The organism is Campylobacter concisus, assembly GCF_003048775.2.
In the GTDB taxonomy this organism is placed as follows: Bacteria; Campylobacterota; Campylobacteria; order Campylobacterales; family Campylobacteraceae; genus Campylobacter_A; species Campylobacter_A concisus_I.
In genome coordinates, this window is record NZ_CP049272.1 from 1,805,557 (window position 1) to 1,831,320 (window position 25,764).

Below are 25,764 nucleotides of genomic sequence, written 5' to 3' on the forward strand. Positions count from 1 at the left end.
GGGAAATTTATGCAAACAATCAACCAAATCGCAGCCGAAGTTTTAGAGATAGAAGCAAACGAGCTTTTAAAGCACACTAAAAATTTAGCCATAGAAGACGCTGTAAATTTGATATTTAATACAAAAGGCAAGGTCATAGTCACAGGTGTAGGAAAGAGCGGTCATGTAGGTGCAAAGATCGCCGCCACGCTTGCAAGCACCGGCACGCCAAGCTTTTTCTTGCATCCAACAGAGGCTATGCACGGCGACCTTGGCATGATAGGAAAAGATGATGTTTTGTTAGCCATTAGCTTTAGTGGCGAAAGCAATGAGCTTATCAAAATTTTACCTCACGTAAAGCGCTTTGGCGTAAAGATCGTCGCAATGGCAAGAAGTAAAACAAGCTCGCTTGGTAAATTTAGCGATGCATTTATTAGCATAGATGTAGAGAAAGAGGCCTGCCCACTAAATGCCGCTCCAACAGCATCAACTACACTAACGTTAGCTCTTGGCGATGCGTTGGCTGTTTGTTTGATGCAAAGGCGAGGCTTTAAAAAAGAGGACTTTGCAAATTTTCATCCAGGTGGTAGCCTTGGAAAGAGGCTATTTTTAAAGGTCAAAGATGTGATGAGAAGCGAAAATTTACCGATAGTTCACTGGAATGCGAGCCTAAAAAAAGCAATCGATACTATGACACACGGTAAACTTGGCACGGTCCTAATCGTCGATAAAGATGGTGTGTTAGATGCTATTTTAAGCGACGGCGATCTTAGACGTGCACTTATGCGAGAGGACTTTGACCTAGACGAGCCAGCAATGAAATTTGCAACATTGCATCCAAAAGAGATAAACGACAAGGAAATGTTAGCCGTGGATGCGTTAGCTTTAATAGAAAAGTATAAAATTCAGCTTCTAGCCGTTGTAGAAAATGGCGTGCCCGTGGGCGTTTTACACATCCATGACCTTGCAAATTTAGGACTATAAAATGGAAAAAACAAGACTAAATAAATTTATTTCACATAACACAAACTACTCACGCCGTGAGGCAGATGAGCTGATAAAAGCTGGTAAGGTTAGCATAGCAGGACGAGTGGTTAGCGACCTTGCCACAAGCGTGGATGAAGATGACAAAGTACGTATAAATGGTCGTTTGATAAAGCTAAAAAAGGAATTTACTGTTATCGTCTATCATAAACAAAAGGGTGAACTAGTTAGTAAAAAAGATGACCGCGGACGAAAGACGATCTATGATACGCTAGATAAGAAATTTGCAAAATTTGTTAGCGTAGGACGCTTAGACTATGCGAGCGAAGGGCTACTTTTACTAACTGACGCTCCAGCAATCGCCACAGCTTTGATGAATAGCGACTTAGAGCGCGAATACTATCTAAAAGTAAAAGGCGAAGTGACAAAAGAGGTAATTGAGGCGATGACAAATGGCTTTTTCGCCAAGGACGCCACCAAAGGCGCTCACGCAAAAACCACTATAAAATCAATGGAATTTAAGCCATTTCTAGCCTATAAAGTCTTTGGCTCAAGTGGCGGCTATACAAAACTAAAGGTCATCATTAACGAGGGGCAAAACAGAGAGCTTCGCCGCTTCTTTGGCTACTTTGACCTTGAAGTGATGGACCTAAAACGTGTTAGTTTTGGGCGTGTTAGCCTTGATATGCTAAAGCCTGGCAAATGGCGCTACTTCGAAAATAGCGAATATGAAGACCTAAGAGACTTTTTAAAAGTTAATAACGTTAGATACTAAATTTGGCTTGCTTTCTCTAAAAAGGAGGCAAGTCAAACAAAAATAACTACAAATTTATTTAAAAATTTACAAAAATAAAGAAAAAATGAAAAAGGCTGTTCTTTTATCCTTCATTTTACTAGCTACCATCTTTTGTAAGGATCTTTCTGAGCTTAGACTCGAAGTTAGATAAAAGTTCTACGATAAAAAGTGGCTAAACAATAACAAAATGTTTATGACAGTGGAAATATTGATTGTTGCTCTAATTTAGGAGTTTTGTATGAAAACGAATAAGAGTTAAGACAAAATACCGCACTGCAAAAGAATATTTTGGCAAAGCATGTGATTTGGAAGATCAAAAAGGATGCGATTTTACAAAAAACTAAACAAATAAGGCTTTTAATACCAAAAACAACCAAGCGAGCTCTAACAAATTTAGAGCTACATAAATTTATATCTTATTTTCTGAAAGCAAGATGTTTATGTATGGATTTAGTAGTGTCTCACCACGTGCTGCGTATAGTAAGACCTCTTTAAAATAGTTGTCGTTTATGCCATATGTGTGAAACTCGTACGCCCCTATGCCGTATCCCATCGGCGTGATATCAACCCTTGAGTACCAGGCATCTTGCGCTAGAATGTAGCGATTCGTATCTCTTGAATAGACATATAACTTGATCTTATCTTTGCTCTTTTGCGCCATATACCAGATGAAAGAATTTGTGATGTCGTTAAAAAAGTAGATGTCGCCGTTTGGCATGATGGCTTGGGCTGTGTCGTTGTTATCAGCGATCAGTGTCCTGCTCTCATAACATATAAATTTATTTGGCGTAAGTTGCTCGATCGGCTCTGATTTGCCATTATTTAAAACTAAAATTTTATCATCACTTATGTCGGCATTATAGGCAAGTACGACTAAGACTAGAGCTAACAAACACAAAGAAAAAATTTGCTTTATCAAAATAAAAATCCTCTTAACAAATAATATTTCAGGACATAAAGCGAGCATATCAACACGCAAACACCTAACCAGATCGATGAAAATTTAAGTTTGTGTGAGTAGTTTGTCTTTGTAATGATCTCAACAAGGTACGGCATAAGACCGTAAAATACACCAAGAAACAAACTGCCCCAGATGAGGTAGCCAATATAAAAATAGTCACTTTTTAGCATGCAGTATGGGCATTTATGGTTCGGCTGCTCGTAAACATAAAGGCCAAAAAAGTAGGTGATGGCATAGTAACTAAGCACCAAAAACAATAAATTTGCCACAAAGCTTGCCATGCTTTGCTTTAAAAAATTTAGTACCAAAATGACAAAAAATAGCACAAAAAAGACGCTTACTAAGCCAAAATTTGTATAGCCAAATGGTAGCTTTGGAGCTTGAAAAGTGACAGAACAGCAAAAGACCGGCACTTTTAGTGGGATATTGTAAAAAAACGAAATTTCTATACCAAGCTCAAGTAGTATCATGACAAAAAGGCAGATAAAAATGGCGTATTTTTTCTTTAGATAAGGAAAATTTAGAGCCTGCAAGTCAAGCTTATTTATAACCAGCCAAATACCAAGCCCAAAGATCAGCAAAATTTTAGTGAGCATCAATATGCCACCAAATTTATTTGAGCCAATCACGCCAGCTGAGCACATGGCACCGGGCACAATATCAGAGAGTTCATTTAGGCAAAGTGCAAAAAATATAAACAATACGATCTTGATACAGACGCAAAAAAGTAAGATCGTATTTACAAGATAGTTTTGCTTTTCAAGCGAGTATTGAAGCGATGTTAGTGCATTGTAATCCCACGACCTCACGATCCTAACGACATAAAAGAGCGAAATGCTCATCAAAACTAAAAGCACAAACTCCGCTAACAAAAAGGCAATAACGGCGTTTGATAAAAAGACACTCATACTATCTCTCCGTTTTGCAAGCTGACAACCCTATCTGTTGCACTTAGCTCATCAAAAATGCTATCGTGAGTAGCGACAATAACACTCTTTTTTAGAGCTTTAAAAGACTCTAGCAAGCCTAAAAATGCGTGTGCATTTTGTCTGTCTAAATTTGCCGTTGGCTCATCAGCCAAGATGATGTTAGCATCCATAGATAAAGCCCTAGCTACCGCGCATCTTTGACGCTCACCACCACTTAAATTTGATACGTTCTCATCTTTTTTATGAGCGATATTTGCGAGGCTTAGAGCCTTTTTTATCATCTCATCTCGCACATTTGCCTTGAATTTTGTTAGAGCAAATGGAGCTAGTAAATTTTCATATACACTTAGACCCTCGATGAGGTTAAAATTTTGAAAAACTAATCCAAGCCTTTTGTGTCTAAGCTCAGAGCAAAAGGCATCAGGCAGTTTTGCGATGTTAGTGCCATCTATCAAAATTTCTCCACTAGTTGGCTTTTGAAGTAGGGCGATAAGAGAAAGCAAGGTGCTTTTACCGCTTCCACTAATGCCTTTTAGTATCACTAGCTCGCCGTCATTAATATCTAAATTTATATTTTTTAAAGCACAAAACTCATTTTGTTTGTTTTGGTTATAAACCAGGCTAACACCTCTTATATTTATCATTTTAGCCCCTCATTTATGTCACTACTTGCTACTCTCCATGAAGGTATGAGTACAAACGCTAAAAATGGTATCACGCCAAAAACAAAGATCAAAAAGAGCTTATCAAACTCTAAAATAGGCGTGAAATTTGTAAAATTTAAAAGCTCATCACCTAAAAATATCCCTTTTAGAAGTGGAGCGTTTAATACAAAAACAAAGAGATAAGCCAGCATAACACCGAGTAAAAAAGCACTAACACTCACAATGAAATTTTGTATAAATTTTAAAAATATAATGTCTTTTATACAAAAACCAATGCTTCTTAAAATAGCTATTTCACGCTTTTTACTACCATAGGCGAGTGAAATTTGGTTTTTAAGCAAGACAAAGAATATAAGCATAACACTAACGTAAATGCTCATAAAAATTCCGCCCTTATAATAGTAAAGGTGCCTAACCTTAGCCACCTCATCTTCTATACTAAGAGCGAAAGAATTTGGATATAAATTCTCTATCTTTAAAGCTACTTCACTGATCTCATCTGTGTTTGGCACCTCAACGTAGAGCTTTGTATACTCTTCATCTTTTAAATTTAAGATAGCCCTTAGCGTATTTGGATGCAAAAATATAGCGTTATTCGAGATTAAACCACTTTGTGCCGGCATGGTCTTTAATATCTTTACTGGTATCATGCGCTCTTCAGTTAGAAAATTAAAGCTCTCGTCGTAGTAAAGCTCATTCATCGCTGCCTTTACACCTTCTCCGACGATCATCTCATCCTCTTTTAAGCTATCATCTTCATATAGATGAAACCAAACACGCTTTTGAACGAAGTAGTACTCTCCATCAACTACACCCTTTACATCACTTACGCCATCAATCTTCGAGATATCGTAGATATAGCCAGGGTGCATGAGATCATTTTTGCCAGCACGAAATGCACTCACTACGATACTTGATCTATCTTTTACTAAATTTATAAGATCATGTTGGATCGATCCAGAGATGAAAAGTACCGAGCTTAGCACAAAGATAATGAGTGCGAAGAGGCAAAAGCTAAAAAGGTGATCCTTTCTATCTTTAAAAAGCAGAACCACAGCATAGTTTATAAAATTTTTACCTATCATAGACAAAGCCTTTTTGCCCCTTTTGGTTAAAACTAAAAGCAGCATTTGCTCTTGTTATCTTAGAAATTTCTCTTAGTTCATCTTGCTTTGCTTTATGATCAAAGCTAAGATAGTGTGCCGCTAAAAGCGTATAAGAAAGTCCAAAAAATAACGCCAAAAAAACTAGAAATTTCACATTATTTACCGATAAAATTCTTTATCTCGTCAAATCTTATGACACCTTTGCCGGCATGATCTTTTAAAAAGCTCTCTGCCTTTGCTTCATCTTTAAATGGGATAAATTCATCGCCCATTGGTCCATATACGTTTGAGCCATGAACATAAAACGCATCTTTTGCATCAAGCTTTTCTAACGTGTAATAATCGCTCACATAAGCATCTTTCATTTTGCCATCCGCAAAGTAAAATTGCGCCATATCTTTTACGCCATCAAAATAATAATCCTTGCCATCTGCTTTGATGAGCGTAGCCCATGGAGAATTTTTGACAAGCATGCCACATACCGCACATCTTGCGCCCTTTGGTACGACTATTCTCTCAGGTTTTTTTATTTCTTGTTTAGGTTTTGAAGCTTGATCGCTCGAGCCTAAATTTGCTGGAGCGTCCCATAGATACAAAGCGGCAGCTTGTAGGTGCTTGTCGTATTCAGGAGCTTTGTTAGCCTCTTTTGAGTCACATACTTGTTTAAGATGAGCTTTTAGCTCAGAGATAGCTTTAAAGCTTTTTGGATCTGTTTTTTCGCAGTTTGCTTCATAAAATTCTTTACCATGTGCATAAACGCCGTCCTCGCGCTTAGCTTTTATCATTTTATTGTCGCCTTCAAAATCCTGTCCAGCGATCTCGTAAGCTTTAGCAAAATTCATTATCTCACCGCCATTTTCTGCTTGAAATTCTTTTGCGTCAGCTTCGGTTGAGAAAGCGTATTTGCTATTTCTAGTCATTGTGCCTTTAACACTACTACCAACGACATAAAAGGCTTTATTTACATCGATTAAATTTAGATTTTTAGTATCAACGACTTGTGCCTCGCTTGGGATCTTGCCTTCTGTTAGCTCGTATAAGCAGTGAAGTGATGCTACTTGCTTGCCGTTATATACATGATTAGTCTTATAAAATTTAACCAAATTCATTCCACAAACAGCACAATACTCCTTGCCCTCGCCACTTCCTACTAGTGTAGCCTTGCTAGGATCCACGCTTTGAAACATCGGTTTCATTTTGACAGTTTGCTCATTTGCCGAAGCACCAAAAATCAAGGTCGCTAGCAGTGCTGAACCCAAGATAGAACGTAAAATCATATTATCTCCTTTAGTATTTTATTTTTATATTTATAAGCTTTAAATGCCACTGAGCTAACTTTATCAAACATCAATGCTTTCCTAAAATTTCTAAATTCTCACACGCTTCTTTTAAGCCATTTTTGCAGCTTCTAGTAAAAATTTCACGTGCTTTCTCCACGTCTTCTTTTACGCCTTTGCCTTCAGCTAGCATGATAGCGTAGTTGTTGCAGCCCTTTTCATATCCATATATGCATGCTTGCTCATAAAATTTTGTGGCTTTTGTAAGGTTTTGATCAACGCCTTGTGCATATACATATAAAAAGCCAAGATTATCACACCCTATGCCAGCTTCGTTTGCACAAGCCATTTCGTAGTTTGCTTTGGCTTTTATATAGTCTTTTTCTACACCTTCACCCTGCGCGTATAGATAGCCAAGGTTGCTACATCCTATGCCGTCCCCTGCCTTGCAAGCCTTCTCAAAGAGCTCTTTTGCCTTTTTAAGATCCTTTGCTACGCCGGTGCCATTTGCATAAAGCAAGCCAAGCTCCGTGCAACCCTCATTATCCTTACAAGCCTTTTCATAAAATTTAACTGCTTTTACTAAGTCTTTCTCTACGCCTTTGCCTTTTTCATAGACGTAGCCAAGATTACTGCAGGCCATAGAAAAATTTTGATCACAAGCCTTTTCATAAAGCATCGCCGCCTTTGCTTCGTCCTTTTTGACATTGCCATCACCTCTGCTGTAAAGCACAGCTAGATTGTAGCAGCCTGATGCCTTTTTCTCTTTATCGCAAGCATCTTCATAAATTTGTGCTAGCTTGTTGTGATCGTCTTTTGCGCTTAAAGCCTCTTTGATATAGCCAGCGTTTAATAGTCCCAAACAAGCAAATAATAAAACTAAACTCTTTTTCATTATATCTCCTAAATCTCTTTTATATCCTTACCTCTATAAGCAAAGACGATTAGCAAAGCCAAGAGTATCAAAAGCAAATAAAGCAAATTTGAAACGCTAAATCCATCGCCATTTGCGTATGAGTGAAGTCCGCTTAGATAGAAATTTACACCAAAATAGGTAAAAATAACTGAACTAAAAGAGAGCACGCTAGCTACTAAAAAGGTAAAAATATTTTTTAATCTTGGGATAAATCTTAAATGAAGCACAATGGCATAAATAATTATCGTAATGTACGACCAGCTCTCTTTGCTGTCCCAGCCCCAGTATCTACCCCAGCTCTCGTTTGCCCAGACGCCACCAAGAAAATTTCCAATAGTTAGCAAGCTAAGTCCTATGATGAGGCTTAGCTCATTAGTTGCGGTGAGGTATCTTATCTGCTCGCTAAGCTTTTGCTCGTTTTTTTGATTTTTTATAGCCATTAAAAGAAGCCCAAGAAGCCCGAGCACAAAGCTAAAGCCTAAAAAGCCGTAGCTTGCTGTGATGACACTTACATGCACGCTAAGCCAAAATGACTTTAAAACTGGGACTAGATTTGTTATTTGTGGATTTATAAAATTTAGATGAGCTACAAGCAAGCTCACACTTGCAAAAAGTGAAGAGGCTCCAAGAGCAAAGCTTTGACGTTTAAAAAATAAAACTCCAGCTAGTACGCTTGCAAGCGAGATATACACTAAGCTCTCATAAGCATCACTCCAAGGCGCATGCCCTGAGATATAAGCACGAAGAGCTAAATTTAGCAAATGCACCACAAAGCCAAAATAAAATGCAAGGCTAAGCGCTTTTTCAAATCTAAATTTCTTTCCAGAAAATAGCCTATAAAAGCCAAGAGCGAGCGAAACTAGCCCAAGGATCATGTAAAAATATATAAGAAATTTAAAAATTTCCATTTGGTTATAAAACACCTCAAGCTCCACCTTTGCCTCGCTTGGCGCGAGGGAGCCTAGAGTGCTTCTTTGATAGCTTGAAATTTTCTCCAAACTCCTATCAGCCTCTTTACACTCGCCACTTTTTACGCAAAGGCTTAAATTTTCTATATAAGCGCCCAAAATGCTTTTAAGCTCGCTTGAAATTTCACTTGAGCCAAAGGCTTCATTTACGCCTAGCCATGTTAATTTATCACCATTTTTAGCTGGGATAAATTTAAGCATTTCTCCCTTTAGTGCAAGGTATAAGACATTTAATCTCTCGTCAAATTTAATGACATCGTTATCAAATTTATCTCTTTTAGAGGCGGATTTTTCATTTGCAGCTTCTACAAATTTAGCCAGCTTATACTCGCCATTTTCGTTAAAGACATCGCTAAAGCTAGCAAATTTTTCGCTAACTCCCAAAAGCTCGCCCACACGCTCGCTTGTGATCTTTACTATCCTTTTGTCCATCCACTCTTTTGGCGAGATGGCAAAAGAGAGCATTAGCTCCTCGCTGCTAAGCCCAAATAGCGTAGTTTTGGTTGAAATTTTACTTATCACAGCTCTTGAGTAAGAGCCAGCTGGAGCGATTCTGCTATCAGTCTGAGTTAAAATTTTGGCAAATTTACTTGCATGAGCGTCTAAATTTTTATTATTTTCATTAGCAAAATTTGGAGTAGCATTTAAAAGCAAAATAGCCAAAAATACGATTTGCGAACCTTTTATAAAATTTAGCAGCCTAAAAAATCGGCTCTTTTTACTAAATAAATTTGCCACAAAGCCAAGGCAAAGCAAAAAATATCCTATGTAAGTTGGGATTTTGCCAGGATCACGGCTGATCTCAAAAGCGCTTCCAAGCTCATCAGGATCGTATGAAGACTGAAAAATTTTATAGCCTTCAATCGTTAGTGGATTATTTAGCGAGATGTCGTACTTGCCGCCAGCGATACTTACTTTACTTGTATAAGATGATGGACTATTTAGCCCCACATATCGCTCTAAAATAAACTCGTCAAGCTTTAATGAAAATGGTAAATTTAAGGCCTTTGAGCTAAAGTAAAATTTCGCCTCTTGCCCACCAAAACTTAGCACACTAGGCTCCAGCTCATATCCAGCTCCGCCTTTTAGTTTAATACTCTTTTTTTCGCCGTTAAAACTTATCTCTAAACTAAGCGTAGCAGGAGCGTTTTTCTCATCTTTTTTATATCCAAGCAAGTTAATTATAAATTCCTTGCCGTCTATAAAATTTTTAAACTCAAAGTCGTTTTCACCAAATAAGCTTAATTTTAATGGATAACTAAAATTTTCTCCAAGCATTTCGACTTTAAGATAAGGCTTGACGCTTTGCATTACATTTGAGCTTTGCAGAGCTCTAAGATGTATAACGCCCTCTTCGCCAAAATACCTTGTAAGCGTAGCCCCGATGAAGATAACGATAAAAGCAAGATGTATCAAAAATGCGCCAAATTTTTTATACATCTTGGTTTTTACGATGCTAATAGCTAAACAAATAGTGCAAGCAAACATAACACACTCGTACCAAAGCGCTTCGTAAACAAGCACTCTGGCCGTTTGTGTGTCATAAAAATTTTCTAAAAAAGTCGCAAGTCCTGCACCAAAAGCAAGAATAAATAATAATATCAAAGACAAGCGGTAGATATTTAAAATTCTCATCGCTCGCCTCTGCCTTAGATGCTATAAGTTTGTCCCGCATAAAGTATAAACACCCTAAGCAGTAAAACACCGATAACAGCCGCTAATGAACTGATATAAAAGCTAAATTTTAAGCTAGCTACTTTTTTGCCAAATGCAAAATTTAAAACAAAAGGCACAATAAAGCCAACTAGCACAACACCAAGCCAAAAGAAATTTGCCCAAACGCCACTATAAAAAGCAACAGCTGCATTTTGCTGATAACTTGAACCAAGTAAAAGCGATACAAAAAGCATTAAAATGAGTAAAATTTCAGCTCCCAAAACGCTAAATTCTATGCTATGAAGCGAATGAAGGTCGCTTGAATGCGGATCTTCTTTAAATAAAGCTGCTGCAACCAAGCTACTGCCACTTATGCCAGCACTTAGTCCTGAAGCTATAAATAAAGCTGGAAGCACAGCTGTGTTTAAAAGTGGAAATCTAATCAAAACTGAGATCAAAAATCCAGTATAAGCACAAATTATTACAGCAAAAATAAGACAAATACGACTTAAAAATGGATAAAGTGGTATTAAAATTTTCATTATTAGTGCAAAAAGAGCGCTAAAGGATTTTAAACTTTTGGCTAAGAAATTTGAAATTTCATCATTAAATGCATAAAGGCACATCAAAAAGCTAAGCGGTATAAATACACAAAGTCCAGCAACACCGATAGACATAACTGATGTGAAATTATAATTAATCAAAATTTTCCAAAATAAAAGCGGCTTTTCAAGATCAGCTATCAAGCAAACCATACCGAGCATGATGCTAACAAATGCTAAAAGCGAAGCAGCCTTGAAAAATGGACTAAAGCTCTCTTGCTTTTTATAGTGTTTTAAAAGTATGGCAGCGATTAGCGCTCCACCACTCATACCAGCTAGCAAAAGATAAACAGCGATCGGCCAGCCCCACTCTACTCCATGCGAAAATGTTGCAGTAAAATTTAATGCACCATCCATCTTACACCCCCATTTTTACTTTAGGAATATATCTAAGGCTTGGTTTTGTGCCAAGCTCTGCTCTTAGCCTTATGCTATCTTTTACGGCTAGTAGCTTACTGATGTGCGAATCTTCATCGTTAAGATCACCAAAGACGATCGCTTCATATCTACAAGCTTCTACGCAGGCCGGCTCTTTTTCGTCCTTTAAATTTGTATCTACGCAAAAGTTACAGCTTTGAGCTGAGTGCGTAACCTTATCAATATATCTCACATCATATGGACAGGCTACGATGCAGTATTTACAGGCGATGCAGTCATCTATATTTGTAGTTTGTATGCCAGTTTTTTCGTCTTTATGACAAGCCTTGGTTGGACAAACAGCTACACAAGGCGCATCGACACACTGCTGACAAGACACTCTTACAAATCTTTTATCGAGTAAATTTTTAGGATTAGTCTTATCTTCTATAAAAAGTCTCATCTGCCCTTTTGGGACTAAATTTACCTTTCTACAAGCTATCTCACAGTCGGTACAGCCAACACATTTATTTTGGTCAAATATCATACCAAAGTGTGGTTTTTTTACACTTTCTTCACTCTTAAAAGCAAAACCACTACTTGCCGCACCAGCACCAGCAGCCACAACTACCATGCTTTTTAAAAAGGCTCTTCTATTTTTTTGATTTTGCATTTTTAACTCCATTTTATATCTTAATGAGGCTTTTTGATGCCCTCATTTAGTTCTTTTTCGTGAATTTTCTTTGCAGCCTCGGCTAATTCACCTGGCTTTAAGACTTTAACAAGCTCTATCTCAAAAACAATAGTCTCGCCTCCAGGTATGCCCTCCATGCCGCTATCGCCGTACGCAAGTTCTGGCGGGATAACAAATTTAAACTTATCGCCCTCTTTCATGAGCATTAAGCCCTCTTCAAGACCTGGGATCAAATTTAGCATAGAAAGATGAGCTGGAGCCTCTTTTGTCTCATCAAAGACCTTACCATCGATAAAGCTAGCTTTGTAGTTTGCTATGATGATACTCTCTTGTTTTGGAGTCGCTCCATTTTTGCTTGATTTTAAAATTTCATATTGCAATTTTGATTTTGTAGTTTTTACATTTTTATTTTTTGCATTTTTATCCATAAAAGCCTTGCCCTGCTTTAAATTCTCTTTAAGTATGGCGGCTTCTTTTTCTTTTACTATCTTGTCTAAATTTTCAGCTCTTTTGTTTAGTAGCTTTGCTATCTCATCATCGCTTAGTTTTAGCTCTCCTTTTAGTGCATCACTAAAACCTTTGATAACGGCCTCAGCATCGTAGCTAATGCCTATTTGTTTTTGTTCAAGTAACCCTTTTAAAACATATCCGCCACTTGTTGCTCCCATGGCATAAGACTCATTTGAATCTACATTTGCAAGCAAACTAGAAGCACTTAAGCTAAGAAGTAGCGTAAATTTTAAAACCTTATTTTTCATATCAAACCCTTAAGATTAAAGGGGCTAAAACTAGCCCCTAAATGCTATAAATTTTTATTCAAAATTCTTTGAGCTTCTTTTATATACTCTTTTGATGCATCGAGTTTTTGTTTAGTAAATTTAAATCCGTGCATACCCCATGAACCATCTTTTTCAACCATATCGATGATCTCTTGAGCATTTTGGATAAGCTCATAAACTCTTACTTTATCACTTGCATCAAGTTTTTTAGTCTCAAGTAGTGAGTAAAGTCCTTCAATACCAATCTTAACTTCAGAGAATTCATTCTTAACTGGAGTTTGCCATCCCATAACTTCATCATAAACTTGTTTTTGGTTTTTGAAGTGAAGTGTTGGTTTTAGCTCAGATAGTACTGGGCTGTGGCAGCCTTTGGTATCTTTCATATCTTTATCAGCCCAAGATGTTCTAGCGCAAGCCCACATCAAGTCAACGTAGTTATGGCCATTTTTATCTCTCTCAAAGTGCCAATCTTTAGCATCTCTTGGACCTTTGGCAGCATCGCCTGGTACTAGAGATTTCTCTTTTGGATCAACCATGATCTTCCAGATGTGAGATCTTCTTTGAGTATCAAAGCCAGCGTTGTCTTGGAACTGAACAGCATAGAAATTCTCACAACTCATCATAAATGGCATGTGGCAAGATGCACAAGTGTTGTCTTTGTGAGTATCTGCTTTAGATGCGATATATGCTTGAGTCTCGTGGCAATCTTTACACTCTTTTCTAATTTTTGGTTTAGTATAGAATGAGCTTAGATAGCCTTGTTCTGAGTTATAGTTCATACCAGTTACGCTCTTATCACCTACAACTGGACCTGTGTTGTCGTGTGGATCGTGGCAAGTAACACATCTCATACCTTTATCATAGTGAGCTGTAAAGTATGATTGAGAACCTTCAGAACCACATCCTGGTCCCATTGATTTAAATTTAGAGCTAAGTGAGAGATCAAGCTTACCGTTATTAAGCGGATTAGCACGAGCTAGATCTGGGCTAAAGTTAAATCTTTGGTGGCAGCGTTCGCAGTTTGATGTTCTAAAATTTGTAGCTCCATCAAGGTGACCGCCAGCTCCGTGGCACTCCTCACAGCTTACGCCTTTTGAGATAGTGTGTTTTTGAAGCTCTTTAGCATTACCAAGTGCTGCATAAAATTCTGCTTTTGATTTGAAATCGAATTTAACCGGGTGACAAACTTCACAATATGATGAGTTTGCTTGGAAAAACATTGATTTTTTATGTTTTGCGGCGTATGAAGCTAGGCCTCTAACATATCCGCCATTGTCGCCGTACTCTTCAAGAGTGCCAGGAAATTCTGGGACAAGCTCTTTTATCTTTTTAACAGTTGCGTCGTCTAAATTTAACGCCCATGTTCTTTGCCATTGGTTACCACCAGCCACGATCTGGCCTGTACCATCTCTTAGTAAACCACCCTCAACATAGTAAGTACCACGAAGTAGCCACGCATCAACGTAGCCCATTTTGGTTCTTAAGTGACCAACAGTTGCGTAGATAACATCTGGAGTGATACCTTTTGGAAGGATAGAAGCTGTATCTTTGTCAAATACTGGCTCAGTTAGGTTGTTATTAACCTCTGGGTGCTCACCAGGGAAACGCATAGTAGTTGCGTGGCGAGATCTGCTCCACACTTCATACTGAGCTGGGTGACACTCACCGCACTTTTCTGGACCTACAAATTTGTTAGGAAACTGAAGTGATGAAGTGGCTGGAATTCTATACATCATAGAGCTATAGCCCTTACCGCCATCTCTTTTACTAAGCTTTGACATATCAAAGCCATGTCCCTCGGCAAGCCACTCTAAGCCACGGTCGTGAACGACCATTTTACCGACGGTTTTACCACCATATTTTGTAAAAATAGGGTGGTTTTTAAATAACCAGTTATACATCTCTTGCTCTTCTACAACGTAGTCTTGCAAGGAGATAACACCTCTACTTTGCAGTGTGCCTTTAGGATTTGCGATAACATCACGTGCTTTATCGGACATCTGCATATTATGCTCTTCGCAACAGGCTTGTGAAGCGAAGATGCTAACACCCATGAGCAAACCAGCTAAGGCTTTTTGTAGATTTCTCATGTGCCCTCCTTTAAATTTTTATCCTAAAATCAAAATGATTTCATACTGATAATACTAACACCAAAAAAGGGTAGAAAAGGGGGAATTTTAATAAATTATAAATTTTTGAAACTAATTGTAAATGTAATACTATTTTCATCTACGTTTCTAGCAAAGATTAGGGCGTTATTTTTGCTAGCGATTAACCGGCTCATATATAGACCAAGCCCGCTGCCAGACTCTTTTGTGCTAAAGTGTGGCTCAAAGATAACTTTTAAAAACGAAGCCTTTATCGCTCCTGCATTATTTTGCACGCATAAATTTTTACGATTATCTTTTATGAAAGTATAAATTTTTATTACTCTTGGCTTTACATAGCTTTGTTTAAATGCATCTTTTGCGTTGTTTATAATATTTATTAAAATTTGGATTATTTCATTAAAATTCGCAAAAATCGTAAAATTTTCTCTTATATCGATTTCTATTTCGATTTGATATTTCTTAAGTGAGGCGTTTAGAATTTTTATAGTCTGATTTATCACTTCCTCTACGCTAAACTCCCTTTTTAAAGTATTTGGCTTAAAAAAGTTTTTAAAATCATCAACCGTTTCAGACATGAAATTTATCTGCTTGCTAGTCTCTTCTATAAACTCATAAATTTTTGCTTCATCAAGCTTTTTTCGCTCCTGATAGAGTTCTAAATTTATTAAAGCTGAGCTGATTTGAGCTAAAGGCTGCTTCCACTGATGTGAGATATTGCCTATCATCTCGCCCATTGAGGCTAGGCGGCTTTGATGTATCATTAGCTGCTCGGTCTGCCTTTTGCTCTCTTCGCCACGCCTATGCATCTTATAAACAAGTAGCAAAAATATCCCAAATACAAAGGCTATCGCACTCATTATGATGATAACTTCTTTTAAATGGTAAGAAAAAATGGCACGTAGTGGGATTTTAAAAGATAGCATCGCCATCATCTCACTTGCCTCAGAAATTTTTCCATTTGAAATTTCATAACGATCCAACATCTGTTTTGGAGCACTTTCGCTATTGTGACAGGCTAAGCAAGATGTATTTTGACTTTTTATAGGAAGTCCTACAAAAAATTGTGAGCCATTTTCATCTTTTATAATCTTTGAAAACTCACTAAATTTATTCTCTTTAAAGCCTCTTAACACCTGCGCTTCAAATTCATTTGGCTCATGAGCTTTATTTAAAGGCGCCATGGCGACTAGTTTGTAGTCAAAGTCAAGATTGTATTTTTTCTTTTGGATATTATAAATTTCACGGCTTATATATGAAGATGAGAGCAATCTCTCGTCAAAAAAATCCTCTTTTATAATGCCATCATGCTTTAGCTGCTCTATCAATGGACGCTGAACGCCTGCAATGTATTCTCTTACAGAATTTATACTCTCAAGCACATAATACGCCTCTTTTTTGGCATCTTTCATTGCAAGATTATTATAAAAATTTAAAACAAGTGCGGATATTAAGAGATAAACAAAGATAAAAACACTAACGATTAGCTGAAATTTATATTTCACAAAGATAACCTACACCATATAAATTTTTAATCACATCTTTGCCAAGCTTCCTTCTAAGCTCTTTTACGATCGTCTTTATCGCCTCTTTGCTTGGCTGCTCATACTCCCAAATATAATCAAAAATTTGCTCATAAGTTATAGTTTGATTTTTGTTGTTTAAAAAATACTCTAAAAGCCTACTTTCACTCTTGCTTAGATGAGAAATTTCACCATTTATATAAAGTACTTTTTTACCAAAATCGTATTCTAATTCATCATTTAGCCTAAGAGTCGGCTTGCGTCCAACAAGCTCTAAAGCAACGTCTTCTAGGGCTTTTATAAATGACTTTTTATCATATGGCTTTGCAAGATATCTTGTGATCTTTAGCTCAACCGCTCTCCACAAATACTCTTGCTCGATGTGGCTTGATAAGATCACGATAGGAATTTTTTGATTTATAGTTCTTACTTTTTTAGCGATCTCTAGGCCATCGATATTTGGCACGCTTATATCAAGTACCAAAACATCATAAGCATCGCTCATCGCTAGCTCAAGTGCATCATAGCCATCTGTTACGCCATTTACTTCGGCAAAAAATAGTTCCAAAGAAGCACAAATATTTTTTAAAATCGCCTCTTCATCTTCAAGGCAAAGGACCTTTTTGTTTGATAAAACGTCTAAAATATCATATTCTTGCATAGCTTCATCTCGCTTTTTGAACAGATATTATCACTTGGTAGCTTAAAAAATAAGATTATCTAAAAAATAATTCATACCAATATAAAAGACAGATTACTTTTAAAAATTAAACTATAAATTTTTGTTGAAGTGATTTGAAGTCTTGATTAAAATTTTATATGAGAACTATTTTTGGATTTTTCTAAAATTTTAGCTATCGATCAATTTTAAAAAAGAAAGATAGCTATATTTCATAGTATAAATTTTAGTTGCCTCTGCTTCCAGGTTTGATAGCTTTGCTTCCATTTTTACAAAGTGGGCAATGCTCAGGCTCATAAATTTCAAACTCAAAATTTCCTAAAGCAAAAAATGGCTTATCGCTTGGCAGTTTTGCATTTGGCTTAGCTTCATTGTCTAAATTTGTAACCTTACAAAAGCCACGGTTCGCAAGCGCTGCAAAGCCAACTACCTCGCCGCCAAGGCTCTCTATCACGTGCGCTGCTTCAAGTGCCGAGCCGCCAGTCGTGATAATGTCCTCACAAACGATAAATTTCTCACCCTTTTTCACCTCAAATCCGCGTCTTAAGCTCATCACTCTATCAACTCGCTCTGTAAATATAAATCGCTTCTTTGCTGCGCGAGCTAGCTCATAGCCAGCTAAAATTCCTCCAAGTGCAGGCGAGCAAACGCTATCAAATTTAATGCCAAATTTCTCTATCACACGGGCAAGCTCGTCAGCTAGCTTTCCAGCCAGAGCTGGGTCTTCAAGCACCTTTGCACTTTGGAGATAAAACTGCGAGTGATTGCCACTGCTTAGTAAAAAATGTCCCTCTAAATATGCCCCAGCCTCTTTATAAATTTTCTCTAAATCCATCGTTTTTTCCTTTTAAAATTTACTCAAAATCTTAACACAAGCCCACTTAAGCCACTCTTTTTAAAATTTAATAAGCCACACATTTGTATAATCTCTCAACACTCACAAAAAGGACGCTCATGCTTATATTTAACCCTGTTGTTTTTAGCATTTTGGTAATGACGATACTTTGTCTATTGCGTTTTAACATTTTGCTTTCTATCCTTATCTCTGCTCTTGTTGCGGGAGTAATGTATAAGCATGGATTTAGTGGATTTGAAAGTGGTATTGCAGGTGGGATCGATAGCCTCTTTACAGCCCTAAAAGAGACTACACAAAGCCTCATAAGCGGTATGCAAGGCAATCTTGAAACATCGCTTAGTTATATTTTGCTTGGTGCTTTAGCAGCCGCCATCGCAAATACAAATTTAACTGCTATCTTGATAAATGCTTTGAGTAAATTCCTTAGCTCAAATAAAGTGATTTTTACACTAACCATCGCATTTATAGCGTGCTTATCTCAAAATTTAATCCCAGTTCACATAGCTTTTATACCTATTTTAATCCCGCCACTTCTTGCTATTATGAACAAAATGGGGATAGATAGACGTGCAGTAGCTTGTGCTTTGACATTTGGTCTTCAAGCACCTTATGTAAGCCTTAGTGTTGGCTTTGGTCTGCTTTTTCACAATATCTTAAAAAAAGAGCTAGCAAATAACGGCATAACCACATCTATTTCTGATATCTCTTCTGTTATGTGGATAGGTGGCGCTTCGATGCTTATTGGACTTATCCTTGCCATACTTTTTTATGGTAAAAAAAGAGCTTATAAAACTTCAAAATTTGAAAAAGAAGAGCTTGATGAGATCGAGCGTGCAAAAAGCCTTGAGATGACTAAAAAAGAGTGGGCGGTTTTAGCTGGTGCAGTTGTGGCTTTTGGTGTGCAAATTTATACTGAGCTGCTACCTCTTGGCGCACTACTTGGACTTTTGGTCATGGTTGTTTTTGGTGGTATCGAATACAAAAAAGTAGATAAGATCATGGATAATGGCCTTGCTATGATGGGATTTATCGCTTTTATCATGCTAGTTGCTGCAGGTTATGGCACTATCCTAAGAGAGAGTGGCGGAATAGACGAGCTTGTAAAATACGCTAGCTTAGTATCTGGCGGCAAGATAGGCGGAGCATTTTTGATGCTTCTTATCGGACTTCTCGTTACGATGGGTATAGGCACTAGCTTTGGTACGATACCTATTTTAGCTTCTATCTACGTGCCACTATGTGTTAGCCTTGGTTTTGGCGTACCAGCCATCATCTTATTGGTTGGTATAGCTGCGGCTCTAGGAGATGCTGGAAGTCCTGCAAGTGATAGCACACTTGGACCAACAAGCGGTCTAAATGCTGATGGTGAACACAACCACATATATGATACTTGTGTACCTACATTTATATTTTTTAACATACCACTCATCATCGGTGGTATCGTTGGAGCTATGATACTTGGATAAAATTTGGCGTAATTAACGCCAAATTTCTTTTTATTTCTTCTACTTTTTATCAATATAAATTTTTGGAACATCTTTTGCTTTTTGAAAAATATAAAAATTTAAAATGCAAAAAGGATAAGTCAATGATGAGATCACTTTGGTCTGGTGTTTCAGGCCTACAAGCCCACCAGATAGCCATGGACGTAGAAGGCAACAATATCGCAAACGTTAATACTTATGGTTATAAATACAACCGTGCAAATTTTGCTGATATACTAAGCCAAACTCCAAGAGTCGCTACTGCTCCACAAGGTCAGCTAGGCGGTCAAAATGCTATGCAAATAGGTCTAGGAACGACTATAAACTCAACTACAAGAATTTTCTCACAAGGCACACTGACATCTACTGATAAGCAAACAGACCTTGCACTTCAAGGAAATGGTTTCTTCGTCGTATCTCCAGATGGTGGAACTACAAGATACTATACAAGAAACGGTGACTTTGTCCGTGATAAAGCTGGAAATTTTGTAAACAATAGTGGCTATATCGTTCAAGGCTGGACAAGAGATGAAGAGACTGGCACTATTGACTCAACTGGACCGATAAAAAATATTGTGATCAAAGAGGGCCTTACTACTCCAGCAAGAGCGACAACAGAAGTAAAGATAAAAGGCAACCTTGACTCAGGCAATACCATAGGACAAAGAAGCACGCCTATTTATTCACTAGACTCTGTTGCTGGCGGACGTGACTATAACAATGACGGAATTTTAGATCCAAACGAAGTCCATAACGAAAATGATGTAAATAATGATCAGTTTTATACAAACTCAAAAAAAGAACAAAGCTTAACAGAGCGTGGTGTAGATCTAGGTGTTACATTTGATGAGCTTGGAAATGGTCTTGCTTTAAGAGATGGACAAGGTATCTGGGTGAGCTATGCAAATGCTAAAACTGAAAAATTTACTATAGGTAGTGGATCACCAAATAATGTTGGTTCACTTACTAATGGAACTGCAAAAAAATTAAATATAACATTAAATGGTGTAAATATAACCGGAGATGTAACAAACATAAGTGATGTTGCTGCTGCTATCAATGCTCAGTACAATAAAACTGGTGTTAGAGCTGAAATTTCAGAAGGTAATAAACTAACACTTATAAATAGAAATAATTCAGGTACTACAAAAGAGACAAAAAATATTCACTTAACTGTCAATACTGGTGATGAATTAGTAGCAGCAACGACAGCAATGGGAGTGGCAAATGGCGGTTTAAAAAATCGAGATATTATTACAGCTTATCAATATGTCTATACGAGCTCGCAAACAACAGCAGTTCACGAATACAATGATGCGAAAGAAAGGCAAGTAACTACAACAGAAGATCTTCGTGCTGCTATGCAAAAAGATGCAAGGAGTTACGTTGACTACAATGGCGACGGTCAAATAAGAGTAAACTCAGCTGTACCTAATGCTATAAAACAAGCAACAGAAGCTCATAATACAACTCCGGGTACTGGTGGAGCAGCTATAGCTGATACAACATGCCAAACAGCTTATAATAATGCTTATAACGCTGCAGCTGGTACTCCAGATGACAAGCACGCAGCTGGTATCGCAGCACTTAAAAAACTTGCTGATGATTTAAATGATGGTACAAAGATCACTGTAAATAAACTAGGTCAATTTCAACTAGAAAATCCATCAAATGAAGTAGCAGATCATGCACTTTACATGACAACAACTGGTCTTACAAAGCCAGCTCAAGGTACAAATAATTCAGCTGTAAATGAAAACGTTAGACTTACAACTATTATGAAAGCACTTGATGGCGCATTAAGCCCAGGCCAAGCTTTAAGAGCAAGTGGAAAGATGATGATGTCAAGCCACGGCTCAACGGCAGAAATTTTTGACTCACTTGGCTCAAAACACACAGTTAGTATAAAATGGACAAAAACGGGTACCACAACAGATGGTGGAACTGAGTGGAGCATGGTTATACAAGTACCAGAGCCAGCTAAGATAAACTACACAGGCGAAGGCCCAGATAACGTTATAACTGGAACAGCTAGATTTAACGCAAATGGCTCACTTGCAAGTTTCCATCCAGCAACGATAACATTTTCAGCTAACAACGGCTCACAAAGTGGCCAAAACATTAGTTTAAATTTTGGTCTTGGAACTGACTTTAACGGCTTAACAAGCTTTGATAAAGACTCATCAACTGAGTCAATCTCGCAAGATGGCTACACAGGTGGCACATTAAACGGCATAAAAATAGATGAGACCGGAACGATAATAGGCTCATTTTCAAATGGCCAAAGCTTTGGCCTAGCTAAAGTAGCACTTGCTACCTTTACAAATAACGAAGGTCTTCAAAGCGAGGGCGGAAATGTCTTTTCACAAACCGCAAACTCAGGTGAAGCAGTCATCGGTGCAGCTGGTACAGGCGATAAAGGAACGATCGCAGCCTCAAAACTTGAAGCTAGTAACGTCGATCTAAGCCGTGCGCTAACAGATCTTATCGTAATCCAAAGAGGTTTCCAAGCAAACTCAAAAACGATCACAACAAGTGACGAGATGTTAAACACACTTCTTCAATTAAAACAATAACAACTAAGACTTTTACAAAAGGGAGCGTTTGCCTCCCTTTGAAATTTATGCTTTAAATTTACAAATAAAATCAGCCTTATTTTTGTAAAATGCTAGAAAATTTTACAAAAGAGAAAAAATGCAAGTAACACTTCTAAATCACACTCCACTAAATATTTGCTCTCACGCTATCCGCACATGCTGGCAAAGCTTTGATAAAGGCGACAACGGTGGCGAAAAAGATGTTGAGCTAATAGATAGAGTAGGCAATAAATTTAAACACGCCTCGACCTTAGAGCACCTATACTACAACTTCTACATCCAAGGTATCTCTCGTGCGCTACTTCAAGAGCTAGCTCGTCACCGCTTGGCAAGTCTAAGCGTCAAATCAACTCGCTACACACTAAAAGAGCTAAAAAAAGAGGAAAAATTTGAAGTAGGGCAGTTTGAGCGTGCGGCTAAATTTATCGTGCTAACAAATGACGAGCTAGTCGATAACGCAAGCATAAAAGCGCTTGAAAATTTGCGTGAAATACTAGCCTCAACCACAAAAAGCCTTGATATAGTTAAATACTGCTTGCCAGAGTGCTATAAAACTGAGCTTACATGGAGCATAAACGCTAGAAGCTTGCAAAATTTCATCTCTCTTAGAAGCTCAAAATCAGCCCTTTGGGAGATAAGAAATTTAGCAAATGCCATCTACGATGTCTTACCTGAAGAGCATAAATTTATCTTTGAAAAATGCTTGCCAGAAGATGAGCAAAACTAACATTTATGTTAGTGCGGTTTGTGATTTAGAAGTGATGAAACGAGCGCGCTAAATTTACTTTTGTAAAACGTAAAGAAGCTCGTCTACGTGGATGTTTCTAGCTTTTAAATTTCTGCTGCCGCGGTAGGCGTTATACTTTTGGCGCAATAGTTGAACCTTGCCTATTTTATTTAGGTTTTGATCAAATTTATCTTGGTTGATAAAGCCCTCTGAGTTAAACGAAATGAGTACAAATTTTGCCTTTAAATTTGCTATCAACTCGAAAAATGCCTCGCTTGCTGACGATTTTTTATTAAAAACTGATCTGTTCCAGTCCTTTGCTATGCCTGAAACTTTTGAAATTTTACTTGGCTCAGTGTTGCTTGCAATGAGATTTAGCATGAAATAGTTTGAGCCGTATGGGTGCTGATTATAAGGCGGATCAAGATAGACTAGATCAAGCCCATCAAGCTCTTTTGCGAGCAAATTTGCGTCCTTTTGATAGACCTCAAAAGGCACGTTAAAATTTGAGAAAATTGGCTTAGTCAAATTTATATCAGAAGTGATCCTTGAGATGGCGTTTTGCCCCCTGCCGCCAAACTGACCTATGCCCTCTTTATTTTTATGAAAACCTTTAAAAATTCCACTCGTATTTGCATGCACGCTTGCATTATAAAGTAGTGGAGCTATGAAAAATTTTCTCATTTCCTCTGGCAACATCTCATCTATGAGCCTTCTTGCAGTGTCGATGAAGATAGCATTTTTTCTTGTGTAAAAGACTCGCTCGCCAAATGCAATATTTTCATCATCTTTTGGGGCGTAAAGCCTTGTTATAAAGCCCTCAGAAAGGCTCTTTTCTATCTCTTTTCCAAGCTTTTTTTGCCAGAAATTTATCTCATCTCTTAGCTCGTTTGTGGCGTTTTGCAGGTAACATGAGTTTGTAATGAAGCTATAAAGCTCCAAGTCATTTGCGACTAGAAATTCGCTATTTTGCTTTAAAAACCTGGCCACCACGCCACTTCCGCTAAAGAGATCGCAGCAGCTAAGCTTCTCTTTTTTAAGCTCGTCTTTTGCGTATTTTACGCCTAGATCTATAAAGCCTAAAAGAGAGCGCTTGTTACCAAGATAGGTTAAAATTTGCTCTTTTAAATAGGCTTGATTTTCTTGTTTTACTGGCTTCAAATCAGTGCTTTTTTAGTCCCATAGCATCAACGTTAAGCTTGATCTCATCGTTATTTATGATGACTAAACCAAGATCAAGAATTTTCTTTGCTATGGCGTGTGCTTCATCAAGAGAGTGCATCTTATAAGTGCCACATTGAAATTTATTTAGCTCTGGGATTTTATCTTGATCTTTGACCTCTAAGATATCTTTCATTGAAGCAAGCCATGCTTTTTTTACAGCTTCTTCACTAGGCGTACCGATCACGCTCATATAAAAGCCAGTTCTACAGCCCATCGGTGAAATGTCTATGATCTCTACGCCGTTGCCGTTTAGATGGTTTCTCATAAAGCCAGCAAATAGGTGCTCTAATGTGTGAGTGCCTTTTTCTGGCAAAATTTCTTCATTTGGCTTGCAAAATCTCAAGTCAAAAACACTGATATCATCGCCCTTTGGCGTTTTCATACTTTTTGCTAGTCTTACTCCTGGGGCTTGCATTTTTACGTGATCTACACAAAAACTATCAAGTAATGGCATATCTTCTCCTTTAAATTTTTGGTAATTCTAGCGTAAAAAATGTTTAAAATTTAAAGGCTCATGCAAAATTTCACATAAGCCTTGTAATATTTGAATATTTGTGGGTATTAAAATAATAAAAATTTTACTTACTATTATAAATTTCTCATATATTCTGTGCTATAAATACCTTGAATACGTCTTTCCATGTCACTATACCAACTTTTTGGAAGAGTAGTAAGAGAGTTAAATTTCTCTAGTAAATTTAAATTTTTATTTGGAGCGTAAAAAAGTCTATTTACTTCTAAAATGCTCATATGAACTGGATCTTTTTCTATAACTTCTATCACGTCGCCCACTTTGCACGATCCTGGTGTTATGACGCGGTAATACCAGCCAGTAAGGCCAGTTTCAAAGATGTGAGTAGCCATATTTTCATTGCCCCATCTTTTTGAGAGCTTAAAGCATGGCTTTCTAGGCTGCGATACTTGAAGGATTAGTGAGCCGATTTTATGTATATCACCTACACAGACACTACTCTCATCGAGTCCATCAATGCATAAATTCTCACCCATAGCTCCATAAGCCATATTTTTCAATCCTAAAAAACTCTCCCAATCGGCGTAATTTGCAAATGAATTTGCAAAAACTGCCTTTTCAGGGCCGCCATGGTGCTTTGTATCAGCGACACTATCGCCCTCAAAGCCAAGCTCATTTGCAAAAATTTCGCCATTTTGAGCTACTTTAAATATAGCTGAACTCCATGGTGTATTTAGCTTATTAGTAGCACTTTGCGAGCCGTAGTTTTTCACATCTCCTATTAGTAATGCTTTTACTATTGCCATCTTTTTCCTATCAAAATTTAGCTTATTCTTAAATTATTTGCGTGAGTTAGTGCGATTGCGATAGCATCGGTGATATCAAGTGGTTTTATCTCTTTGTTTATACCTAAAATTTTCTTCACCATAAATGCCACTTGCTCTTTATCAGCTTTGGCCTTGCCAGTGACAGTTTTTTTTACCTGAAGTGGCGTATACTCGGCAAAATCACCATGAAGCTGTAAAATTTTAAGGCTAAGTGCTCCGCGAAACTGAGCAAGCTTTAAAACCGTTTTTGGATTATAAGCAAAAAATATATCTTCGATCGCGACCTCGTCGAATTTATGATTTTTAAAGATGAGATCAAGTCCCTCGCAAAGCTCGGTAATCTGATATTGAAGTGTGTTTGGTTTTATTTTTATGAGTCCTGCTTCAAGAAGAGTAGTTTTCAATTTATTTTTTTCAAGTATTGCATAACCGCAATTCTTCGTACCTGGGTCGATTCCTAAAATTTTCATCACTATCTTTTCAATACTTTTTCACGACTTTTTCACGATGTGAAAAAGTTTGTCAGAGTTTAACAAAGGTTTTATTAAAATTAAGATAGTATCACTATAAAAATTCTCGAAATTTAAGGCATAAAAAT

24 protein-coding genes are annotated in these 25,764 nt (G+C 37.5%); 5 read left to right on the forward strand and 19 right to left on the reverse strand.

The window, feature by feature from the left end; translation table 11 throughout:
• Positions 1-9 precede the first annotated feature (9 nt).
• Both CVT17_RS09105 and CVT17_RS09110 read left to right on the forward strand, forming a co-directional pair.
• Positions 10-963 carry a KpsF/GutQ family sugar-phosphate isomerase gene (locus tag CVT17_RS09105; RefSeq protein ID WP_107858853.1) on the forward strand — a complete coding sequence of 318 codons (954 nt, stop codon included), beginning with the start codon at positions 10-12 and terminating at the stop codon, positions 961-963.
• Position 964: 1 nt separating this feature from the next.
• Entirely contained in the window at positions 965-1,738 is a 774-nt protein-coding gene (locus CVT17_RS09110; protein WP_009295179.1) for a pseudouridine synthase, read from the forward strand.
• Between the two features lie 430 nt (positions 1,739-2,168).
• On the opposite strand, the gene CVT17_RS09115 is transcribed toward CVT17_RS09110, so the two are convergent.
• The 15 genes from CVT17_RS09115 to pyrE form a co-directional block, all read right to left on the reverse strand.
• Positions 2,169-2,678 (reverse strand): hypothetical protein, encoded by a 510-nt coding sequence (locus CVT17_RS09115; RefSeq protein ID WP_107858852.1) that lies wholly within the window; start codon positions 2,676-2,678, stop codon positions 2,169-2,171.
• Positions 2,675-3,628 (reverse strand): hypothetical protein, encoded by a 954-nt coding sequence (locus tag CVT17_RS09120; protein WP_103600596.1) that lies wholly within the window; start codon positions 3,626-3,628, stop codon positions 2,675-2,677. Before CVT17_RS09120 ends, CVT17_RS09115 begins: the two co-directional genes overlap by 4 nt.
• Positions 3,625-4,293 carry an ABC transporter ATP-binding protein gene (locus CVT17_RS09125; protein WP_107858851.1) on the reverse strand — a complete coding sequence of 223 codons (669 nt, stop codon included), beginning with the start codon at positions 4,291-4,293 and terminating at the stop codon, positions 3,625-3,627. Before CVT17_RS09125 ends, CVT17_RS09120 begins: the two co-directional genes overlap by 4 nt.
• The gene (locus tag CVT17_RS09130; RefSeq protein WP_107858850.1) at positions 4,290-5,399 is read right to left on the reverse strand and encodes an ABC transporter permease; all 1,110 of its coding nucleotides are present in this window, start codon (positions 5,397-5,399) and stop codon (positions 4,290-4,292) included. Before CVT17_RS09130 ends, CVT17_RS09125 begins: the two co-directional genes overlap by 4 nt.
• On the reverse strand, positions 5,389-5,574 hold the full coding sequence (locus CVT17_RS09135) for a hypothetical protein (protein WP_054197437.1): 186 nt from the start codon (positions 5,572-5,574) through the stop codon (positions 5,389-5,391). The genes CVT17_RS09130 and CVT17_RS09135 overlap by 11 nt, the downstream gene beginning before the upstream one ends.
• A 1-nt stretch (position 5,575) precedes the next feature.
• Entirely contained in the window at positions 5,576-6,697 is a 1,122-nt protein-coding gene (locus CVT17_RS09140; RefSeq protein WP_107858849.1) for a nitrous oxide reductase accessory protein NosL, read from the reverse strand.
• Between the two features lie 70 nt (positions 6,698-6,767).
• Positions 6,768-7,592: an SEL1-like repeat protein gene (locus tag CVT17_RS09145; protein ID WP_107858848.1), complete on the reverse strand. Its 825-nt coding sequence runs from the start codon at positions 7,590-7,592 to the stop codon at positions 6,768-6,770.
• Positions 7,593-7,600: 8 nt separating this feature from the next.
• The gene (ccsA, locus tag CVT17_RS09150) at positions 7,601-10,216 is read right to left on the reverse strand and encodes a cytochrome c biogenesis protein (RefSeq protein WP_107858847.1); all 2,616 of its coding nucleotides are present in this window, start codon (positions 10,214-10,216) and stop codon (positions 7,601-7,603) included.
• Between the two features lie 14 nt (positions 10,217-10,230).
• On the reverse strand, positions 10,231-11,196 hold the full coding sequence (gene nrfD, locus CVT17_RS09155) for an NrfD/PsrC family molybdoenzyme membrane anchor subunit (RefSeq protein WP_103582149.1): 966 nt from the start codon (positions 11,194-11,196) through the stop codon (positions 10,231-10,233).
• Between the two features lies 1 nt (position 11,197).
• Entirely contained in the window at positions 11,198-11,869 is a 672-nt protein-coding gene (locus CVT17_RS09160; protein WP_072595319.1) for a 4Fe-4S dicluster domain-containing protein, read from the reverse strand.
• 20 nt (positions 11,870-11,889) lie between these two features.
• Positions 11,890-12,648 carry an FKBP-type peptidyl-prolyl cis-trans isomerase gene (locus tag CVT17_RS09165; protein ID WP_107769978.1) on the reverse strand — a complete coding sequence of 253 codons (759 nt, stop codon included), beginning with the start codon at positions 12,646-12,648 and terminating at the stop codon, positions 11,890-11,892.
• Positions 12,649-12,692: 44 nt separating this feature from the next.
• Positions 12,693-14,759 carry a multiheme c-type cytochrome gene (locus CVT17_RS09170; protein WP_021090404.1) on the reverse strand — a complete coding sequence of 689 codons (2,067 nt, stop codon included), beginning with the start codon at positions 14,757-14,759 and terminating at the stop codon, positions 12,693-12,695.
• A gap of 95 nt (positions 14,760-14,854) precedes the next feature.
• Positions 14,855-16,282, reverse strand: a complete 1,428-nt coding sequence (locus CVT17_RS09175; RefSeq protein ID WP_107858846.1) for a c-type heme family protein — start codon at positions 16,280-16,282, stop codon at positions 14,855-14,857.
• Entirely contained in the window at positions 16,272-16,961 is a 690-nt protein-coding gene (locus CVT17_RS09180; RefSeq protein ID WP_054197345.1) for a response regulator transcription factor, read from the reverse strand. The genes CVT17_RS09175 and CVT17_RS09180 overlap by 11 nt, the downstream gene beginning before the upstream one ends.
• A gap of 244 nt (positions 16,962-17,205) precedes the next feature.
• Positions 17,206-17,814 carry an orotate phosphoribosyltransferase gene (pyrE, locus tag CVT17_RS09185; RefSeq protein ID WP_087584876.1) on the reverse strand — a complete coding sequence of 203 codons (609 nt, stop codon included), beginning with the start codon at positions 17,812-17,814 and terminating at the stop codon, positions 17,206-17,208.
• Positions 17,815-17,933: 119 nt separating this feature from the next.
• Here pyrE and CVT17_RS09190 point away from each other — a divergent pair, with 119 nt between their 5' ends.
• The 3 genes from CVT17_RS09190 (at position 17,934) to thyX (ending at position 22,643) form a co-directional block, all read left to right on the forward strand.
• Positions 17,934-19,301 carry a Na+/H+ antiporter NhaC family protein gene (locus CVT17_RS09190; RefSeq protein ID WP_087577364.1) on the forward strand — a complete coding sequence of 456 codons (1,368 nt, stop codon included), beginning with the start codon at positions 17,934-17,936 and terminating at the stop codon, positions 19,299-19,301.
• 122 nt (positions 19,302-19,423) lie between these two features.
• Positions 19,424-21,895, forward strand: coding sequence for a flagellar hook protein FlgE (flgE, locus tag CVT17_RS09195; protein ID WP_107858845.1), 2,472 nt, complete (start codon positions 19,424-19,426; stop codon positions 21,893-21,895).
• Positions 21,896-22,013: 118 nt separating this feature from the next.
• Entirely contained in the window at positions 22,014-22,643 is a 630-nt protein-coding gene (gene thyX, locus CVT17_RS09200; protein ID WP_107789070.1) for an FAD-dependent thymidylate synthase, read from the forward strand.
• Positions 22,644-22,697: 54 nt separating this feature from the next.
• On the opposite strand, the gene CVT17_RS09205 is transcribed toward thyX, so the two are convergent.
• From CVT17_RS09205 to ruvC, 4 genes are all read right to left on the reverse strand, one after another.
• Positions 22,698-23,804, reverse strand: a complete 1,107-nt coding sequence (locus CVT17_RS09205) for a DNA adenine methylase (protein ID WP_107769972.1) — start codon at positions 23,802-23,804, stop codon at positions 22,698-22,700.
• A gap of 1 nt (position 23,805) precedes the next feature.
• Positions 23,806-24,321, reverse strand: coding sequence for an S-ribosylhomocysteine lyase (gene luxS, locus CVT17_RS09210; RefSeq protein WP_107769971.1), 516 nt, complete (start codon positions 24,319-24,321; stop codon positions 23,806-23,808).
• Between the two features lie 134 nt (positions 24,322-24,455).
• Positions 24,456-25,145, reverse strand: coding sequence for an MOSC domain-containing protein (locus CVT17_RS09215; RefSeq protein ID WP_107769970.1), 690 nt, complete (start codon positions 25,143-25,145; stop codon positions 24,456-24,458).
• Positions 25,146-25,162: 17 nt separating this feature from the next.
• Positions 25,163-25,642 carry a crossover junction endodeoxyribonuclease RuvC gene (ruvC, locus tag CVT17_RS09220; protein WP_180378673.1) on the reverse strand — a complete coding sequence of 160 codons (480 nt, stop codon included), beginning with the start codon at positions 25,640-25,642 and terminating at the stop codon, positions 25,163-25,165.
• Positions 25,643-25,764: the final 122 nt, after the last annotated feature.

Bases quoted from the DNA above. Each gene is read 5' to 3' on its own strand.
- CVT17_RS09105 (WP_107858853.1), top strand. From the start codon at position 10: ATGCAAACAATCAACCAAATCGCAGCCGAAGTTTTAGAGATAGAAGCA.
- CVT17_RS09110 (WP_009295179.1), top strand. From the start codon at position 965: ATGGAAAAAACAAGACTAAATAAATTTATTTCACATAACACAAACTAC.
- CVT17_RS09120 (WP_103600596.1), bottom strand. From the start codon at position 3,628: ATGAGTGTCTTTTTATCAAACGCCGTTATTGCCTTTTTGTTAGCGGAG.
- CVT17_RS09125 (WP_107858851.1), bottom strand. From the start codon at position 4,293: ATGATAAATATAAGAGGTGTTAGCCTGGTTTATAACCAAAACAAACAA.
- CVT17_RS09130 (WP_107858850.1), bottom strand. From the start codon at position 5,399: ATGATAGGTAAAAATTTTATAAACTATGCTGTGGTTCTGCTTTTTAAA.
- CVT17_RS09140 (WP_107858849.1), bottom strand. From the start codon at position 6,697: ATGATTTTACGTTCTATCTTGGGTTCAGCACTGCTAGCGACCTTGATT.
- CVT17_RS09145 (WP_107858848.1), bottom strand. From the start codon at position 7,592: ATGAAAAAGAGTTTAGTTTTATTATTTGCTTGTTTGGGACTATTAAAC.
- ccsA (WP_107858847.1), bottom strand. From the start codon at position 10,216: ATGAGAATTTTAAATATCTACCGCTTGTCTTTGATATTATTATTTATT.
- nrfD (WP_103582149.1), bottom strand. From the start codon at position 11,196: ATGGATGGTGCATTAAATTTTACTGCAACATTTTCGCATGGAGTAGAG.
- CVT17_RS09160 (WP_072595319.1), bottom strand. From the start codon at position 11,869: ATGCAAAATCAAAAAAATAGAAGAGCCTTTTTAAAAAGCATGGTAGTT.
- CVT17_RS09165 (WP_107769978.1), bottom strand. From the start codon at position 12,648: ATGAAAAATAAGGTTTTAAAATTTACGCTACTTCTTAGCTTAAGTGCT.
- CVT17_RS09170 (WP_021090404.1), bottom strand. From the start codon at position 14,759: ATGAGAAATCTACAAAAAGCCTTAGCTGGTTTGCTCATGGGTGTTAGC.
- CVT17_RS09180 (WP_054197345.1), bottom strand. From the start codon at position 16,961: ATGCAAGAATATGATATTTTAGACGTTTTATCAAACAAAAAGGTCCTT.
- pyrE (WP_087584876.1), bottom strand. From the start codon at position 17,814: ATGGATTTAGAGAAAATTTATAAAGAGGCTGGGGCATATTTAGAGGGA.
- CVT17_RS09190 (WP_087577364.1), top strand. From the start codon at position 17,934: ATGCTTATATTTAACCCTGTTGTTTTTAGCATTTTGGTAATGACGATA.
- flgE (WP_107858845.1), top strand. From the start codon at position 19,424: ATGATGAGATCACTTTGGTCTGGTGTTTCAGGCCTACAAGCCCACCAG.
- thyX (WP_107789070.1), top strand. From the start codon at position 22,014: ATGCAAGTAACACTTCTAAATCACACTCCACTAAATATTTGCTCTCAC.
- luxS (WP_107769971.1), bottom strand. From the start codon at position 24,321: ATGCCATTACTTGATAGTTTTTGTGTAGATCACGTAAAAATGCAAGCC.
- CVT17_RS09215 (WP_107769970.1), bottom strand. From the start codon at position 25,145: ATGGCAATAGTAAAAGCATTACTAATAGGAGATGTGAAAAACTACGGC.